Origin of the sequence: Vibrio proteolyticus NBRC 13287, from assembly GCF_000467125.1 — a bacterium.
In the GTDB taxonomy this organism is placed as follows: Bacteria; Pseudomonadota; Gammaproteobacteria; order Enterobacterales; family Vibrionaceae; genus Vibrio; species Vibrio proteolyticus.
Map to the genome: position 1 here is coordinate 106,433 of NZ_BATJ01000009.1, position 13,872 is coordinate 120,304.

General features: G+C 50.3%; 13 protein-coding genes and 2 tRNA genes. 2 read left to right on the top strand and 13 right to left on the bottom strand.

Going from position 1 to position 13,872, the window contains the following annotated elements:
- Positions 1 to 40: 40 nt before the first annotated feature.
- Entirely contained in the window at positions 41 to 472 is a 432-nt protein-coding gene (locus tag VPR01S_RS12405) for a DUF1499 domain-containing protein (protein WP_040902703.1), read from the top strand.
- 39 nt (positions 473 to 511) lie between these two features.
- On the opposite strand, the gene truB is transcribed toward VPR01S_RS12405, so the two are convergent.
- The 12 genes from truB to rlmE form a co-directional block, all read right to left on the bottom strand.
- Positions 512 to 1,465, bottom strand: a complete 954-nt coding sequence (truB, locus tag VPR01S_RS12410) for a tRNA pseudouridine(55) synthase TruB (protein ID WP_021705684.1) — start codon at positions 1,463 to 1,465, stop codon at positions 512 to 514.
- Positions 1,465 to 1,860 (bottom strand): 30S ribosome-binding factor RbfA, encoded by a 396-nt coding sequence (rbfA, locus tag VPR01S_RS12415; RefSeq protein WP_021705685.1) that lies wholly within the window; start codon positions 1,858 to 1,860, stop codon positions 1,465 to 1,467. Before rbfA ends, truB begins: the two co-directional genes overlap by 1 nt.
- A 101-nt stretch (positions 1,861 to 1,961) precedes the next feature.
- Positions 1,962 to 4,682 carry a translation initiation factor IF-2 gene (gene infB, locus VPR01S_RS12420; RefSeq protein WP_021705686.1) on the bottom strand — a complete coding sequence of 907 codons (2,721 nt, stop codon included), beginning with the start codon at positions 4,680 to 4,682 and terminating at the stop codon, positions 1,962 to 1,964.
- A 26-nt stretch (positions 4,683 to 4,708) separates the two neighbouring features.
- Positions 4,709 to 6,196, bottom strand: coding sequence for a transcription termination factor NusA (gene nusA, locus VPR01S_RS12425; protein WP_021705687.1), 1,488 nt, complete (start codon positions 6,194 to 6,196; stop codon positions 4,709 to 4,711).
- A 33-nt stretch (positions 6,197 to 6,229) separates the two neighbouring features.
- On the bottom strand, positions 6,230 to 6,685 hold the full coding sequence (gene rimP / locus VPR01S_RS12430; protein WP_021705688.1) for a ribosome maturation factor RimP: 456 nt from the start codon (positions 6,683 to 6,685) through the stop codon (positions 6,230 to 6,232).
- A gap of 212 nt (positions 6,686 to 6,897) precedes the next feature.
- Positions 6,898 to 6,974 (bottom strand) — tRNA-Met (locus VPR01S_RS12435).
- A 55-nt stretch (positions 6,975 to 7,029) separates the two neighbouring features.
- Positions 7,030 to 7,113: transfer RNA gene (locus VPR01S_RS12440), tRNA-Leu, on the bottom strand.
- A gap of 15 nt (positions 7,114 to 7,128) precedes the next feature.
- Positions 7,129 to 7,467, bottom strand: a complete 339-nt coding sequence (gene secG, locus VPR01S_RS12445) for a preprotein translocase subunit SecG (RefSeq protein ID WP_021705689.1) — start codon at positions 7,465 to 7,467, stop codon at positions 7,129 to 7,131.
- 257 nt (positions 7,468 to 7,724) lie between these two features.
- Positions 7,725 to 9,065 carry a phosphoglucosamine mutase gene (gene glmM, locus VPR01S_RS12455; protein ID WP_021705690.1) on the bottom strand — a complete coding sequence of 447 codons (1,341 nt, stop codon included), beginning with the start codon at positions 9,063 to 9,065 and terminating at the stop codon, positions 7,725 to 7,727.
- A 33-nt stretch (positions 9,066 to 9,098) separates the two neighbouring features.
- Positions 9,099 to 9,929, bottom strand: a complete 831-nt coding sequence (gene folP / locus VPR01S_RS12460) for a dihydropteroate synthase (RefSeq protein WP_021705691.1) — start codon at positions 9,927 to 9,929, stop codon at positions 9,099 to 9,101.
- Positions 9,930 to 9,980: 51 nt separating this feature from the next.
- The gene (gene ftsH / locus VPR01S_RS12465) at positions 9,981 to 11,918 is read right to left on the bottom strand and encodes an ATP-dependent zinc metalloprotease FtsH (RefSeq protein WP_040902707.1); all 1,938 of its coding nucleotides are present in this window, start codon (positions 11,916 to 11,918) and stop codon (positions 9,981 to 9,983) included.
- A gap of 99 nt (positions 11,919 to 12,017) precedes the next feature.
- On the bottom strand, positions 12,018 to 12,647 hold the full coding sequence (gene rlmE / locus VPR01S_RS12470; RefSeq protein ID WP_021705693.1) for a 23S rRNA (uridine(2552)-2'-O)-methyltransferase RlmE: 630 nt from the start codon (positions 12,645 to 12,647) through the stop codon (positions 12,018 to 12,020).
- Positions 12,648 to 12,771: 124 nt separating this feature from the next.
- Here rlmE and yhbY point away from each other — a divergent pair, with 124 nt between their 5' ends.
- Entirely contained in the window at positions 12,772 to 13,068 is a 297-nt protein-coding gene (yhbY, locus tag VPR01S_RS12475) for a ribosome assembly RNA-binding protein YhbY (protein WP_040902731.1), read from the top strand.
- Positions 13,069 to 13,141: 73 nt separating this feature from the next.
- Here the strand turns inward: yhbY and greA are convergent, their stop codons facing one another.
- The gene (gene greA / locus VPR01S_RS12480; RefSeq protein ID WP_021705695.1) at positions 13,142 to 13,615 is read right to left on the bottom strand and encodes a transcription elongation factor GreA; all 474 of its coding nucleotides are present in this window, start codon (positions 13,613 to 13,615) and stop codon (positions 13,142 to 13,144) included.
- Positions 13,616 to 13,872: the final 257 nt, after the last annotated feature.

Here is a 13,872-nt window from a genome sequence, read left to right on the forward strand (position 1 = left end):
GCCCCTATAATAAAAAGTTATTTATTTTTAGGATGTTGTCATGAAACTCATCGCGTTTATCAGCCTGAGTCTCGTGAGCTTAACCGCTTGCACGCACGGAGTAGCCCCCATGCAGGACCGAACCGCTCAACCTTGTGGTAACAAACCCAACTGTGTGTCTACAGAAGACACCCGGGAAGCCTTTCATCTGACGCCTTTTACCTTAACTGACAATGCAACACTGGATGACGTCGAACGTGCCGCTCTGATGCTGCCCGGTGCCAAAACGGCTGAGCGTCAAGCCGATTACCTGCGGATCGAATGCACTACTCGCATCATGCGTTTTGTGGATGATCTCGAACTGCGGATCCGTCAGCAACAACTGATGGTGCGCTCTGAATCCCGGCTCGGGTATTCTGATTTTGGTGTCAACCGCAAACGGGCTGAGCAGTTGAGAAGCCTGCTGCTACAGCAAGGTGTGATCCTCGAGTAACAGCGATAAAAAACCGAAGCCTGGGCTTCGGTTTTTTTATTACTCTGTCAGCGATTCGTCGCGAAACACCACTAAGCGTTTGGGCGCGATTTTACCGTCATCGTTCATCTCACCGACACCGATAAACAGCTTGTCATCCCCGCTGGTCAGGCGCACTACGCCTTCAAGCGGTGCCCCAAAAACCTGTACTGGCTGACCATGCTGAACCATATCGGTCAGCTCTGGCACCAAATTCACTTCGGGCAGATCCTGCACGGCAGTATCCATGGGCAACAACAACGGATCAAGCAACTCGCGAGGTGCAATATCATCACGCTGTGCTTGCTCAAGCAACGCATTCAACTGCTCGAGCGTTACCATGCGTTCATAAGGGTATTTGGCCACTCCGGTGCGGCGCAGCATCGTCACGTGTGCCCCACAACCAAGCATCTCACCCAGATCATCAACGATGGTACGGATGTAGGTGCCTTTTGAACAATGCACTTCCATCTCGACTTCATCCCCCTCAAAGCGATGCAGTACGATCTCGTAAACGGTGATTTTACGCGCTTCACGCGGTACGTCGATGCCCTGACGCGCGTATTCATACAGAGGTTTGCCCTGATGTTTAAGCGCGGAGAACATGGATGGAACCTGATCCGTGGTACCACGGAACTTGTCGATACAAGCTTGTAGTGTATCCAGATCGACATTGACCGGTCTGGTTTCAACGACCTCACCATCCGAATCAGAGGTGTTGGTCCGTTCACCCAGTTTGGCGATAACACGGTAGCGTTTATCGGAATCAAGCAGGAATTGTGAAAACTTGGTTGCTTCCCCAAGACAAATAGGCAGCATGCCCGTCGCTAAGGGATCCAGTGCCCCCGTGTGCCCTGCTTTCTCAGCAAAATAGATGCGCTTTACTTTCTGCAACGCATCATTTGAGGAGATGCCGGTCGGTTTATCCAACAGGACAACACCATTGACCGGACGGCCTTTGCGACGACGAGCCATTATTCTTCGTCCTCACGACCAGAATCTTTCTGCTTGCGCTTATCTTCACTGACCACTTCCGTGACCAGGTTCGACATGCGCATGCCTTCAACCAGAGTATTGTCGTAGTGGAAACGGATCTCCGGAGTCAGACGCAGACGAATGCGTTTACCCAGCATCATGCGGATATGCACTTCGTGCTCACGCAAAGCGGCCAGACACGATTCCGGGGTTTGCTCGCCCACACACAGGAACGTCACGAACACTTTGGCGTAAGCCAGATCGCGGGACACCTCAACATCAGAGATGGTCACCATCCCCAGACGAGAGTCACGGACTTCACGTTGCAGGATCATGGCCAGTTCTTTTTGCAGCTGCTGTGCAACACGCTGCGTACGACTAAATTCTTTTGACATAACTTTTCTCTTATCTAGAAAGAATGGGGGGATGGTTAACCCAGCCCCCCATGGCGTATTCAACAACCGATCATTGCCATTGTGTTGGCAACATAAGTCAATTAATCGATAGTACGCTTCACTTCAACAATTTCGAATACTTCGATTTGGTCACCAACGCGAACATCATTGTAGTTCTTAACGCCGATACCACATTCGTAACCATTCTTCACTTCGGCAACGTCATCTTTAAAGCGGCGCAGTGATTCCAGCTCACCTTCATAGATAACCACGTTATCACGCAGTACGCGGATCGGGTTGTTACGCTTGATGACACCTTCAGTAACCATACAGCCCGCAACGGCACCCAGTTTCGGTGACTTAAATACGTCACGAACTTCAGCCAGACCAATGATCTCTTGTTTGAACTCAGGTGCCAGCATGCCGCTCATGGCCTGCTTCACTTCGTCAATCAGCTGGTAGATGATTGAGTAGTAACGCAGATCCAGGTTCTCAGTTTCGATGGTACGACGCGCAGAGGCATCCGCACGAACGTTAAAGCCAAGAACGATAGCGTTAGACGCTGCAGCCAGTACTGCGTCCGTTTCTGTGATACCACCAACACCAGAACCAACGATGTTGACTTTCACTTCATCAGTAGACAGTTTCACCAACGAGTCAGCGATGGCTTCAACCGAACCTTGTACGTCTGCTTTCAGAACGATGTTCAGTTCAGCAACATCACCCGCCGCCATATTAGAGAACATGTTCTCCAGTTTCGCTTTCTGTTGACGAGCCAGTTTCACTTCACGGAATTTACCTTGACGGTAGTTCGCGACTTCACGCGCTTTACGTTCATCACGGACAACTGTCGCTTCATCACCTGCCGCCGGTACACCCGACAGACCCAGGATCTCAACAGGAATCGACGGGCCCGCTTCAGTAACTTCGTTACCCACTTCATCACGCATTGCACGAACACGGCCATATTCCTGACCACACAGAACGATGTCGCCCTTGTGCAGTGTACCAGACTGAACCAGAACGGTAGCAACCGGACCACGACCTTTATCCAGACGAGATTCCACCACCACGCCTGATGCCATGCCTTCTTTCACAGCCGTCAGTTCCAGAACTTCCGCTTGCAGTAGGATGGTTTCCAGCAGTTGCTCGATGTTGGTTCCCTGTTTTGCAGAGATGTGAACAAACATGTTCTCACCGCCCCACTCTTCCGGAATAACATCGTACTGAGCCAGCTCGTTCTTAACGTTGTCTGGGTTCGCTTCTTCTTTGTCGATCTTGTTCACGGCAACAATCAGAGGCACACCGGCCGCTTTCGCGTGCTGGATCGCTTCTTTTGTCTGAGGCATTACGCCATCGTCTGCTGCCACGACCAGAACAACGATATCCGTTGCCTGAGCACCACGAGCACGCATAGCGGTAAACGCGGCGTGTCCAGGAGTATCCAGGAAGGTAATCATGCCGTTTGGCGTTTCAACGTGGTAAGCACCAATGTGCTGAGTAATACCACCGGCTTCGCCTGACGCTACGTGCGCACGACGGATGTAGTCCAGAGTCGACGTCTTACCGTGGTCAACGTGACCCATGATGGTCACAACGGGTGCACGTGGTACAGACTCGGCATCGCTGTCACGATCAGACAGAACCGCTTCTTCCAGTTCGTTCTCTTTACGCAGGATAACTCTGTGACCCATTTCTTCAGCAACAAGTTGTGCTGTTTCCTGGTCAATTACCTGGTTGATCGTGGCCATTGCGCCCATTTTCATCATCACTTTGATGACTTCAGTCGCTTTCACCGACATCTTGTTCGCCAGTTCAGACAGAATGATGGTTTCACCAATCATAACATCTGACTTCGCAACGGTGGCCGTTTTGTCGAAACCGTGCTGCATTGAAGCTGGTTTCGCTGGCTTGCTCAGCTTGCCTTTACGACCGCCTTTACCGCCACGCTGGTTACGTGCGCCACGCTCTTGAGAGTCGCTCTTCGAAGACATTTTCTTGTTGCTCTTACGGCGACCGCTGCCTTCTACTTTACGATCTGCTTCATCTTCGGCTTCACGTGCGTATTGTGAAGTCGTTACATGGTAATCTGTATTTTCCATATCACCCTTTTTCTTTTCTGCAGCAGACCAACGCTCTTCGTTCTTCTGAGCCAATTCGCGCGCTTCTTCCAGCTGGCGCTGACTCTCCTCTTCAGCCTTACGCTTGGCTTCTTCTTCCCGACGACGCTTCAGCTCTTCAGCTTCTTTTCGCGCTGCTTCTTGCTTGGATTTCTCTTCAGCAGTGAGTTCACTTCCTTTATCTGACTCACGCTTCGCTTTCTCTTCAGCGTCACGTTTGGCTTTCTCTTCAGCCTCGCGTTTCGCTTTTTCTTCCGCGTCACGTTTAGCCGCTTCTTCCGCTTCACGTTTCGCTTCAGCGTCACGTTTCGCCTGCTCTTCGGCTTCACGTTTCGCTAGTTCTTCAGCTTCACGCATCGCAGCTTCTTCTGCTTCGCGTTGCGCTTCATCTTCGATTGTACTGCGCTTAACATACGTACGTTTTTTGCGCACTTCAACCTGAACATTCTTACTTTTACCACCGCCCGCGTTCACGCTCAGTGTACTGCGGGTTTTACGTTGCAATGTTAAGCGAGTCGGGCCGGATTCACCTGACGTGTCTCCGTGCTCTTTTTTAAGGTGAGTAAGTAGTTTCTGCTTCTCATCGTCAGACACTACATCTTCACTCGCTTTGTTCATGCCAGCATCAGCAAGTTGTTCTAATAAGCGGTCAACTGGCGTACCAATTTCTTCACTCAGTGCTTTAACTGTTCTTTGTGTCATGCCGCTTTCTCCCCTTGCTGAATTAATTATGCATCTTCACCGAACCAACAAATGTTACGAGCAGCCATGATCAATTCACCTGCACGTTCTTCGGTAAGACCTTCAATACCTTCAAGATCATCAATTCCCTGATCAGCCAGATCTTCCAGTGTTACCACACCTTTGGCTGCCAGTTTAAACGCCATTTCGCGTTCCAGACCTTCCAGACCCAGCAGATCGTCCGCTGGCTCCAGGCCTTCAAAAGACTCTTCCTGTGCCAGAGCTATCGTCGTCAGTGCATCTTTTGCACGTGTACGCAGCTCTTCAATCAGATCTTCATCCAGACCTTCCACTTCAAGCAGTTCATTCACCGGAACGTACGCCACTTCTTCCAGCGTTGAGAAACCTTCCTCAACCAGAAGCTCAGCGAAGTCCTGCTCGATATCCAGGTACTTCATGAAGTTTTCAATCGACGCCTGAGACTCTTCTGCGTGTTTCTTCTGCAGATCTTCAACGGTCATCACGTTCAGTTCCCAACCTGTCAGTTGAGACGCCAGACGGACGTTCTGACCGTTACGGCCAATCGCCTGTGCCAGGTTGTCAGCTTCCACCGCGATGTCCATCGCGTGTGCATCTTCATCAACGATGATCGACGCAACGTCAGCCGGCGCCATCGCATTAATCACAAATTGCGCTGGGTTGTCGTCCCACAGCACGATATCGATACGCTCACCACCCAGTTCACCAGAGACAGCCTGAACACGCGCACCGCGCATACCCACACACGCACCGACCGGGTCAATACGTCGGTCATTGGTTTTGACTGCGATTTTGGCGCGAGAGCCTGGATCACGTGCAGCGCCTTTCAGCTCAATGATCTCTTCAGCAATTTCAGGCACTTCCACACGGAACAGCTCAGCCAGCATCTCAGGTTTAGAACGAGTGATGAACAGCTGGAAACCACGTGCTTCTGGTGCGACTTTGTACAACAGACCACGAACACGGTCGCCCGGACGGAAGTTTTCACGTGGCAGTTGGTCATCACGCAGGATTACCGCTTCCGCATTGCTGCCCAGATCTAAAATGATGGTGTCGCGGTTCACTTTTTTCACCACGCCAGTGACCAGATCGCCTTCGTTGTCGATGAACTGTTCAACAATTTGAGCGCGTTCAGCTTCACGAACTTTCTGTACGATCACCTGTTTCGCCGTTTGAGTGGTAATACGGTCAAACGTCACGGAGTCGATTTCGTCTTCGATGTAATCACCCAGCTCAACCGAATCATCATCATAGCGGGCCGCTTCCAGCGAAATTTCTTTGGTTGGGCTTTCTACTTCCTCTACCACCATCCAGCGGCGGAAGGTGTCGAATTCACCGGTTTTACGGTCGATAGCAACACGAACGTCAATTTCGATTTCGTATTTCTTTTTGGTCGATGTTGCCAACGCGATTTCCAGTGCTTCGAAAATACGCTCACGAGGAACTGCTTTTTCGTTCGAAACCGCTTCAACTACCGCTAAAATCTCTTTACTCATTTTTCTAGCCTCTAAGCTTTTATTTTTAGGGACCTAAAATTTAGGGATAAGGTTCGCTTTAGAAATGTTGCTCAAAGCAAACTGTTCTTCTGCCCCGTCTACGGTGACAGACACGATTTCACCATCAACAGAGTGGATCACTCCCTTCCATTTGCGGCGGTTGCCAACGGGCATTTTCAAAACGATGTTTACCTCGTGACCAATAAACTGTTCGTAGTGTGCTGCTTTAAATAGTGGTCTTTCCAGACCAGGAGAGGACACTTCCAGGTTATAAGCCACTGAAATTGGATCTTCAACGTCCAGCACAGCGCTAACCTGATGGCTAACTTCTGCACAGTCGTCTACGTTAATGCCATTTTCATGGTCGATGTAAATACGTAACGTTGAATGTTCGCCTGCGCGAATAAATTCTAATCCAACCAACTCGTAGCCTGAGGCTGCGACAGGCGCGTCAAGCATTTCAGTAAGTTGTCTTTCTAAGCCAGTCATTTAAACCACTCCAGAAACAAAAAAAGGGCTCAGAGCCCAATTTCAATTCCAAGCAACACCTGAATTCCGAACGTGCAGAAATTCAGATAACAAAAAACCCCGAAAGTCGGGGTTTTTTGTTGCTGGACCCTGATACGTTAAATACTAGTGTATTTAACTCACAGTGCGCATTCGACACTGTGCAAACTTGTCCACGAATCCGTGAAAGGATTTGGTTGCGGGGGCCGGATTTGAACCGACGACCTTCGGGTTATGAGCCCGACGAGCTACCAAGCTGCTCCACCCCGCGTCCGACTTGCTGTGCATTATACGCTCAACAAGGTGATTTACAAGTTTGTAAATAATGGTGCCGAGAGAGGGACTCGAACCCTCACACCTAAGGCACTAGCACCTCATGCTAGCGTGTCTACCAATTTCACCATCTCGGCATCAAACTTTGCAGCTTATTGAGGGATTTCGTCACTCGGCTTAGCCGGTACATCACTCGCTGCATCATCAACTTTCTTCTCAATAACCTGACCTTGACTTGGGTCAGCAAACTGAGATTCAACTTTATGGGTAGACATGTTACCCAGTACCAAGCTGATGACAAAGAATACGGTTGCAAAAATTGCAGTCATTCGGGTTAGGAAGTTACCAGAGCCGCTTGCACCAAACACTGTGTTTGAAGCGCCAGCACCGAATGAGGCTCCCATATCTGCGCCTTTACCTTGCTGAATCAACACCAGGCCAATTACACCAAGCGCTGCCAACAGGTAAATCACAAGTAGAACTGTAAACATATTTCCACCTATGTTCCAAATTGTTGAGCCAGCGCCGCTCTGGAAAGATTCCGGAACAAGGCTAGCGGCCTCCACTACCGAAGGCGGAGCAATACTAGCGAAAGCCATGTTATCTGACAAGAGGAAATTGACAAAAAAGCTTAACTCTTCGGTCAAACGGTCAAAAAAAGGGCAAAAGCAGCAATCAGTTACCCTTTTGTCTCCCGAGTCGCTCTCCTTCTTAAAGGACGCTCTCGCTTAACGTCAACCTTTTACCGTCAGCAACTGGCCTTGACCGCAGCGGCAATCTTCAGAGCCGACGCCTTCACCAGCTCAGCATCTTCCCCTTCCACCATCACACGGATCAGCGGCTCGGTACCGGATTTACGCAGCAGAACTCGGCCTTTATCACCCAATTCGTTTTCCACTTGTTCCACCGCAGCGATGACCGCTGCCGCTTCCAATGGGTTGGAGTCGCCAGCAAAACGGACATTCTCCAGCACTTGAGGATACAGGGTCATTCCCTGAGACAGCTCATGCAAGGTCATGTCGCTGCCAACGACCGAAGCCAGCACCTGCAACGCAGCCACAATCGCGTCACCAGTGGTGACTTTATCCAGTAAAATAACGTGTCCGGAATTTTCCGCGCCGATCTTCCAGCCTTTTTCCTGCAACTGCTCCATCACATAACGATCGCCCACGGCAGCGCGGACAAACGGAATGCCGAGCTGCTTCAAGCCGTTTTCCATTCCCAGATTAGTCATCAGCGTACCAACAACCCCACCTTTGAGCTCGCCACGGCGCAGCGCATCGCGTGCAATGATGTATGCGATCTGGTCACCATCCACTTTGTTGCCCAGATGATCGACCATGATGATGCGATCGCCATCACCATCGAACGCCAGCCCCAGATCCGCCCCTTCAGCCACAACACGTTGCTGCAGGGCTTTCACATCAGTAGCCCCTACCTGATCGTTGATGTTGGTGCCATTGGGTTCAACGCCCATGGTGACGATGTCCGCACCCAGCTCCGTAAACACACTCGGAGCAATATGATACGTGGCGCCATGCGCACAATCGACGACGATTTTCAGTTTTTCCAGACTCAATTGAGACGGAAAGGTACTCTTACAAAACTCAATGTAACGGCCAGCAGCGTCATTCAGGCGCGCCGCTTTACCCAGCATCGCCGACTCCACACACTCAATGTCTTTGTCCAGCTCTTCTTCGATCGCCAGCTCAACGTCATCGGGTAACTTAGTGCCTTCAGAGGAGAAAAATTTAATCCCGTTGTCGTAATACGGGTTGTGCGATGCAGAGATGACAATACCAGCTTCCGCACGGAATGTCTGGGTCAGATACGCCACAGCCGGCGTCGGCATCGGGCCGGTAAAAATGGCTTTCAGCCCCGCCGCTGCCAGGCCCGCTTCCAGAGCGGATTCCAGCATGTATCCCGAGATACGGGTATCTTTACCAATGATAACTTTTTTCGTGCCTTGTTTAGCCAGTACACGGCCGGCAGCCCAACCAAGCTTAAGTACAAAATCCGGCGTGATCGGGTATTGACCTACCTTGCCACGTACGCCGTCCGTACCGAAATAGCGTCTTTTATCAGACATACGGTTTCCTTCATTATTATTGTGCTGTGAATCTTAGCGATTGCTCAAAGTTGCCTCGACAACCCGCATCGCTTCCAGCGTCTCTTCGAAATCATGGACACGAATGATATGTGCCCCTTTCATCGCGGCAATGCTGGCACAAGTCACACTGCTCACCATGCAGTCCGCCGGTTGCTTGTCCAGCAACTTGAAGATCATCGATTTGCGTGACATTCCCGCCAGAATAGGCAAACCAAACTTATGAAACTCTTCAAGGTGCGCCAGTAGATGATAATTATGTTCAACGGTTTTGCCAAAGCCAAATCCGGGATCCAGAATTAATTGCTCTTTTTTGATCCCTGCCGCTTCACATGCCGCCACGCGTTCCTCAAGAAACGCCGCCACTTCACTCAGCACATCTTCGTAGTGAGGGTGAGCTTGCATGGTGCGTGGTTGCCCCTGCATGTGCATCAGACAAACAGGTACCTGAGCCTGCGCCGCGACCTCCAGAGCACCTGGCTCTCGTAATGCCCGGATATCGTTAATTAAATCGGCCCCAGCCGCAACGGCCTGGCGCATCACTTCCGCTTTACTGGTATCGACTGAGATCCAGACATCGTATTGCTGACGAATGGCACGGATCACCGGAATCACCCGCTCCAGTTCATCTTCCAGTGTCACTTCCGGCGCCCCGGGGCGGGTAGACTCACCACCAATATCGATGATGGTGACACCGGCATCGATCATGCGCCTGACGCGTTCTAATGCGGAGTCAATCGAGTTAAATTGGCCCCCGTCAGAAAACGAGTCCGGGGTCACATTAAGAATCCCCATTACCTGAGGACGGCTCAAATCGAGCGTTTTATTATTTGCTGAGATTTTCATTTTAAATACAAAAACCCCGAGTTGCCTCGGGGTTTGATCAGTAGACTAAAATTATTCGGTATCTTTGTCTTCAGACGGTGCGCTGTCCTGCTGGGCTTTTTCTGCGGCAGGCTCAGCTTTCTCTTCCGGCTGTTTTTCAGCCTTGGCTCGCTCCTGATCCGCCCAGCCAGCTGGCTCACGAATCTCATCTTTGCGCGCCATCAAATCATCAATCTGACCTGCATCGATGGTTTCATATTTCATCAACGCGTCTTTCATCGAGTGCATGATATCCATGTTTTCTTCCAGGATACGCTTCGCCCGATCATAGTTGCGATCAATGATACTGCGCACTTCGTCGTCAATCAGTTTGGCGGTGTCATCTGACATATGCTTAGTCTGCGTCACGCTGCGACCCAAGAATACCTCGCCTTCGTCTTCAGCGTACAACAGAGGACCCAGTTTTTCCGAGAAGCCCCATTGTGTGACCATCTTACGAGCGATGTCCGTTGCACGTTCGATATCGTTCGAGGCACCGGTCGATACTTTGGCCGGACCATAAATCAGCTCTTCCGCCAAACGGCCGCCATACAAGCTGGAAATCATCGACTCCAGATGCTGACGCGACATGCTGATGCGGTCTTGCTCAGGCAGGTACATGGTTACACCCAAGGCACGGCCACGAGGAATGATCGACACTTTATAAACAGGATCGTGTTCAGGCACCAGACGACCGACGATCGCGTGGCCCGCTTCATGGTACGCAGTAGACTCTTTAACCTCTTCCGACATCACCATTGAACGGCGCTCGGCGCCCATCATGATTTTGTCTTTTGCCAGTTCGAACTCAACCATGGAAACGTTACGCTTGTTACCACGTGCAGCAAACAGCGCCGCTTCGTTCACCAGGTTTGCCAAATCGGCACCCGAGAAGCCAGGTGTACCACGGGCAATCAGAGACGGTTCAACGTCACCAGCCAGAGGAACTTTACGCATGTGCACTTTCAGGATTTGCTCACGGCCACGTACATCTGGCAGGCCCACAACGACTTGACGGTCAAATCGGCCAGGACGCAACAACGCCGGATCCAGTACATCCGGACGGTTTGTCGCCGCAATCACGATGATACCTTCGTTGCCTTCGAAACCATCCATTTCAACCAGCATCTGGTTGAGCGTTTGCTCACGTTCATCGTGACCACCGCCCACACCAGCACCACGCTGACGACCGACGGCATCAATCTCATCGATAAAGATAATACAAGGGGCGGCTTTCTTAGCCTGGTCGAACATATCACGTACCCGTGATGCACCAACGCCGACGAACATTTCGACAAAGTCAGAACCCGAAATCGTAAAGAACGGCACTTTCGCTTCACCGGCAATGGCTTTTGCCAGCAAAGTTTTACCCGTGCCCGGAGGGCCGACCATCAGAACACCCGTTGGGATCTTACCACCCAGTTTCTGGAAACGGCTCGGATCTCGCAGGTAATCGACCAGCTCTTTCACATCTTCTTTGGCTTCATCACAGCCAGCAACGTCGTTAAAAGTGGTTTTGATCTGCTCTTCACTCATCATGCGAGCCTTGCTCTTACCAAACGACATCGCGCCTTTGCCGCCGCCGCCCTGCATCTGACGCATGAAGAAAATCCACACACCGATTAGCAGGATCATCGGGAACCACGAAATAAAGATGGTTCCGAGTAAACTTTGTTCTTCTGGAGGTGTGCCTTGTACTTTCACGTTCTGGTTGATCAGATCGTCCAGCAGTTTCTGGTCGTACACAGGCATATAAGTCACGTAACGCGCGCTACCACCACGACGAGTGAATGAAATCTCTCGCTCTTTAAAGGTTGCTTCCTGGATCTGGCCTTGGCCAACTTCCTGCACAAATGTGGTGTAATCTACTGTTCTGCCGTTACTGTCACCAGGACCGAAGCTCTGGAATACCGACATCAATACTACAGCGATGACGAGCCACAGAATTAAATTTTTTGCCATGTCACTCAAGGTGTCAGCCTCGCGATAACTAATTGTAATTAAAGGTAGGGTACTACAGTTTGTAACCTGTAGCTATAGTGTTAACTTTTGCCACGGGCAGCGAAATGGTTACCCTTTGTAACCGGTTGCTACGATGTAAACTTCACGCGATCTTGCCCGGGAAGAATCCGGTTTACGGATTTTGACGGCCCTGAACATATCCCGCACGTCTTTTACGTACTGGTCAAATCCTTCCCCCTGGAAGACTTTCACCACAAAGCTACCATTAGGCGCCAGAACTTGTCGACACATATCGAGCGCAAGCTCGACCAGGTACATCGCTCTTGGCTGGTCGACCGACAGGTTACCGGCCATATTCGGCGCCATATCAGACATTACTACGTCAACCATGTCAGGCTGGATTCGTTCAAGCAGCGCGTCCAGGACAGATTCTTCACGAAAATCGCCCTGCAGAAACGCGACTCCTGCAATTGAGTCCATTGGCAGAATGTCACAGGCAATCACCTGACCTTCTTCACCAACGATCCCCGCCGCATACTGAGACCATCCACCCGGAGCCGCACCGAGGTCAACCACGGTCATGCCCGATTTCAACAGCTTGTCTTTATTCTGAATCTCTTCAATTTTGAAGATAGCACGTGAGCGATAGCCTTTCTTCTTGGCTTCGTTGACGTATTTATCATCAAAATGCTCTTTCAACCAACGGCCAGAGCTTGCCGAATGCTTCTGTTTACTCATTCAATTCCTAACTAACAAGCCTCTACCCTAATAAAGAAAGTATGGTAGAAAATATAGTCTTCATGGATAGATGGCGTTAAAATGGTATTTTTCAACCCTAATAGTAAATAAAATTGGCCGCGTAATGAACCTAAGCACCAAACAAAAGCAGCATCTAAAGGGCCTGGCACACAACCTTAAACCGGTTGTGCTGATGGGCGCAAACGGACTTACTGAAGCTGTTCTGGCGGAAATCGAAATCGCTCTGGACCACCATGAGCTGATCAAAGTCAAAGTCGCTTCTGAAGATCGTGAGACAAAGAACCTGATTGTTGACGCCGTGGTTCGCGAAACTGGCGCAGAAAAAGTCCAGGTAATCGGTAAGACCCTGGTCCTGTATCGCCAAAGCGAAGCGCGCAAAATCGAACTGCCGCGCAAATAATCCCAACTGGCTTCGGCTAGAAAGAGAAAAAGGTCGCAAACGCGACCTTTTTTCATCTCTGAACAAAGGAGTATCAGAGGTACTCAACCTTATCGATATCGTAGTCTTTGGTGCCACCCGGTGTCGTGATGCTGACTTCGTCGCCTTCCATTTTACCAATCAAACCACGTGCCATTGGTGAACTGACGGAAATACGGCCGCTTTTAATCTCCGCTTCGTCATCACCGACGATGGTGTACTTCTTCTCTTCTTCCGTATCCACATCGATCAGCGTCACCGTCGCGCCAAAAATGACTTTACCGGTGTTTTCCATTTTTGTGACGTCAATAACCTGAGCCACAGACAATTTGTACTCGATATCGCGGATTTGCGCTTCGCAGATGCCCTGCTCTTCACGCGCAGCGTGGTATTCCGCATTCTCTTTCAGGTCACCCAGCTCGCGAGCTTCTGCAATTGCTTCAGAGATTTGTGGGCGAAGCTTAAGTAGACGATCGAGTTCTTCACGCAGCAGTTTCTCGCCACGGAGAGTCATTGGGACTTTTTCCATTTCGTACCTCTATGCCAAAGCAGGCTTTGGACAAAACAAAACCACCCAGTCTTATCGATCAGGTAGTCAGAATGATTAAAGATTTCCTCTAGTGTAAACAAACTCTGAGCGGAGATCATCATAATTCACAGACCGTGACCCACTTCACACTTAACGCTCAGGGCCGCAGCGATTCTGGAATAAAAAACAACCTAATCAATCACATAAAGAACGCCATACGTCAGTTAAAAAAATAAAAAAAAATAAAAAACCGTGTA

Excerpts from the sequence above, each read along its gene's own strand:
- VPR01S_RS12405 (WP_040902703.1), top strand. The coding sequence starts at position 41 with ATGAAACTCATCGCGTTTATCAGCCTGAGTCTCGTGAGCTTAACCGCT.
- truB (WP_021705684.1), bottom strand. The coding sequence starts at position 1,465 with ATGGCTCGTCGTCGCAAAGGCCGTCCGGTCAATGGTGTTGTCCTGTTG.
- rbfA (WP_021705685.1), bottom strand. The coding sequence starts at position 1,860 with ATGTCAAAAGAATTTAGTCGTACGCAGCGTGTTGCACAGCAGCTGCAA.
- infB (WP_021705686.1), bottom strand. The coding sequence starts at position 4,682 with ATGACACAAAGAACAGTTAAAGCACTGAGTGAAGAAATTGGTACGCCA.
- nusA (WP_021705687.1), bottom strand. The coding sequence starts at position 6,196 with ATGAGTAAAGAGATTTTAGCGGTAGTTGAAGCGGTTTCGAACGAAAAA.
- rimP (WP_021705688.1), bottom strand. The coding sequence starts at position 6,685 with ATGACTGGCTTAGAAAGACAACTTACTGAAATGCTTGACGCGCCTGTC.
- secG (WP_021705689.1), bottom strand. The coding sequence starts at position 7,467 with ATGTTTACAGTTCTACTTGTGATTTACCTGTTGGCAGCGCTTGGTGTA.
- glmM (WP_021705690.1), bottom strand. The coding sequence starts at position 9,065 with ATGTCTGATAAAAGACGCTATTTCGGTACGGACGGCGTACGTGGCAAG.
- folP (WP_021705691.1), bottom strand. The coding sequence starts at position 9,929 with ATGAAAATCTCAGCAAATAATAAAACGCTCGATTTGAGCCGTCCTCAG.
- rlmE (WP_021705693.1), bottom strand. The coding sequence starts at position 12,647 with ATGAGTAAACAGAAGCATTCGGCAAGCTCTGGCCGTTGGTTGAAAGAG.
- yhbY (WP_040902731.1), top strand. The coding sequence starts at position 12,772 with ATGAACCTAAGCACCAAACAAAAGCAGCATCTAAAGGGCCTGGCACAC.
- greA (WP_021705695.1), bottom strand. The coding sequence starts at position 13,615 with ATGGAAAAAGTCCCAATGACTCTCCGTGGCGAGAAACTGCTGCGTGAA.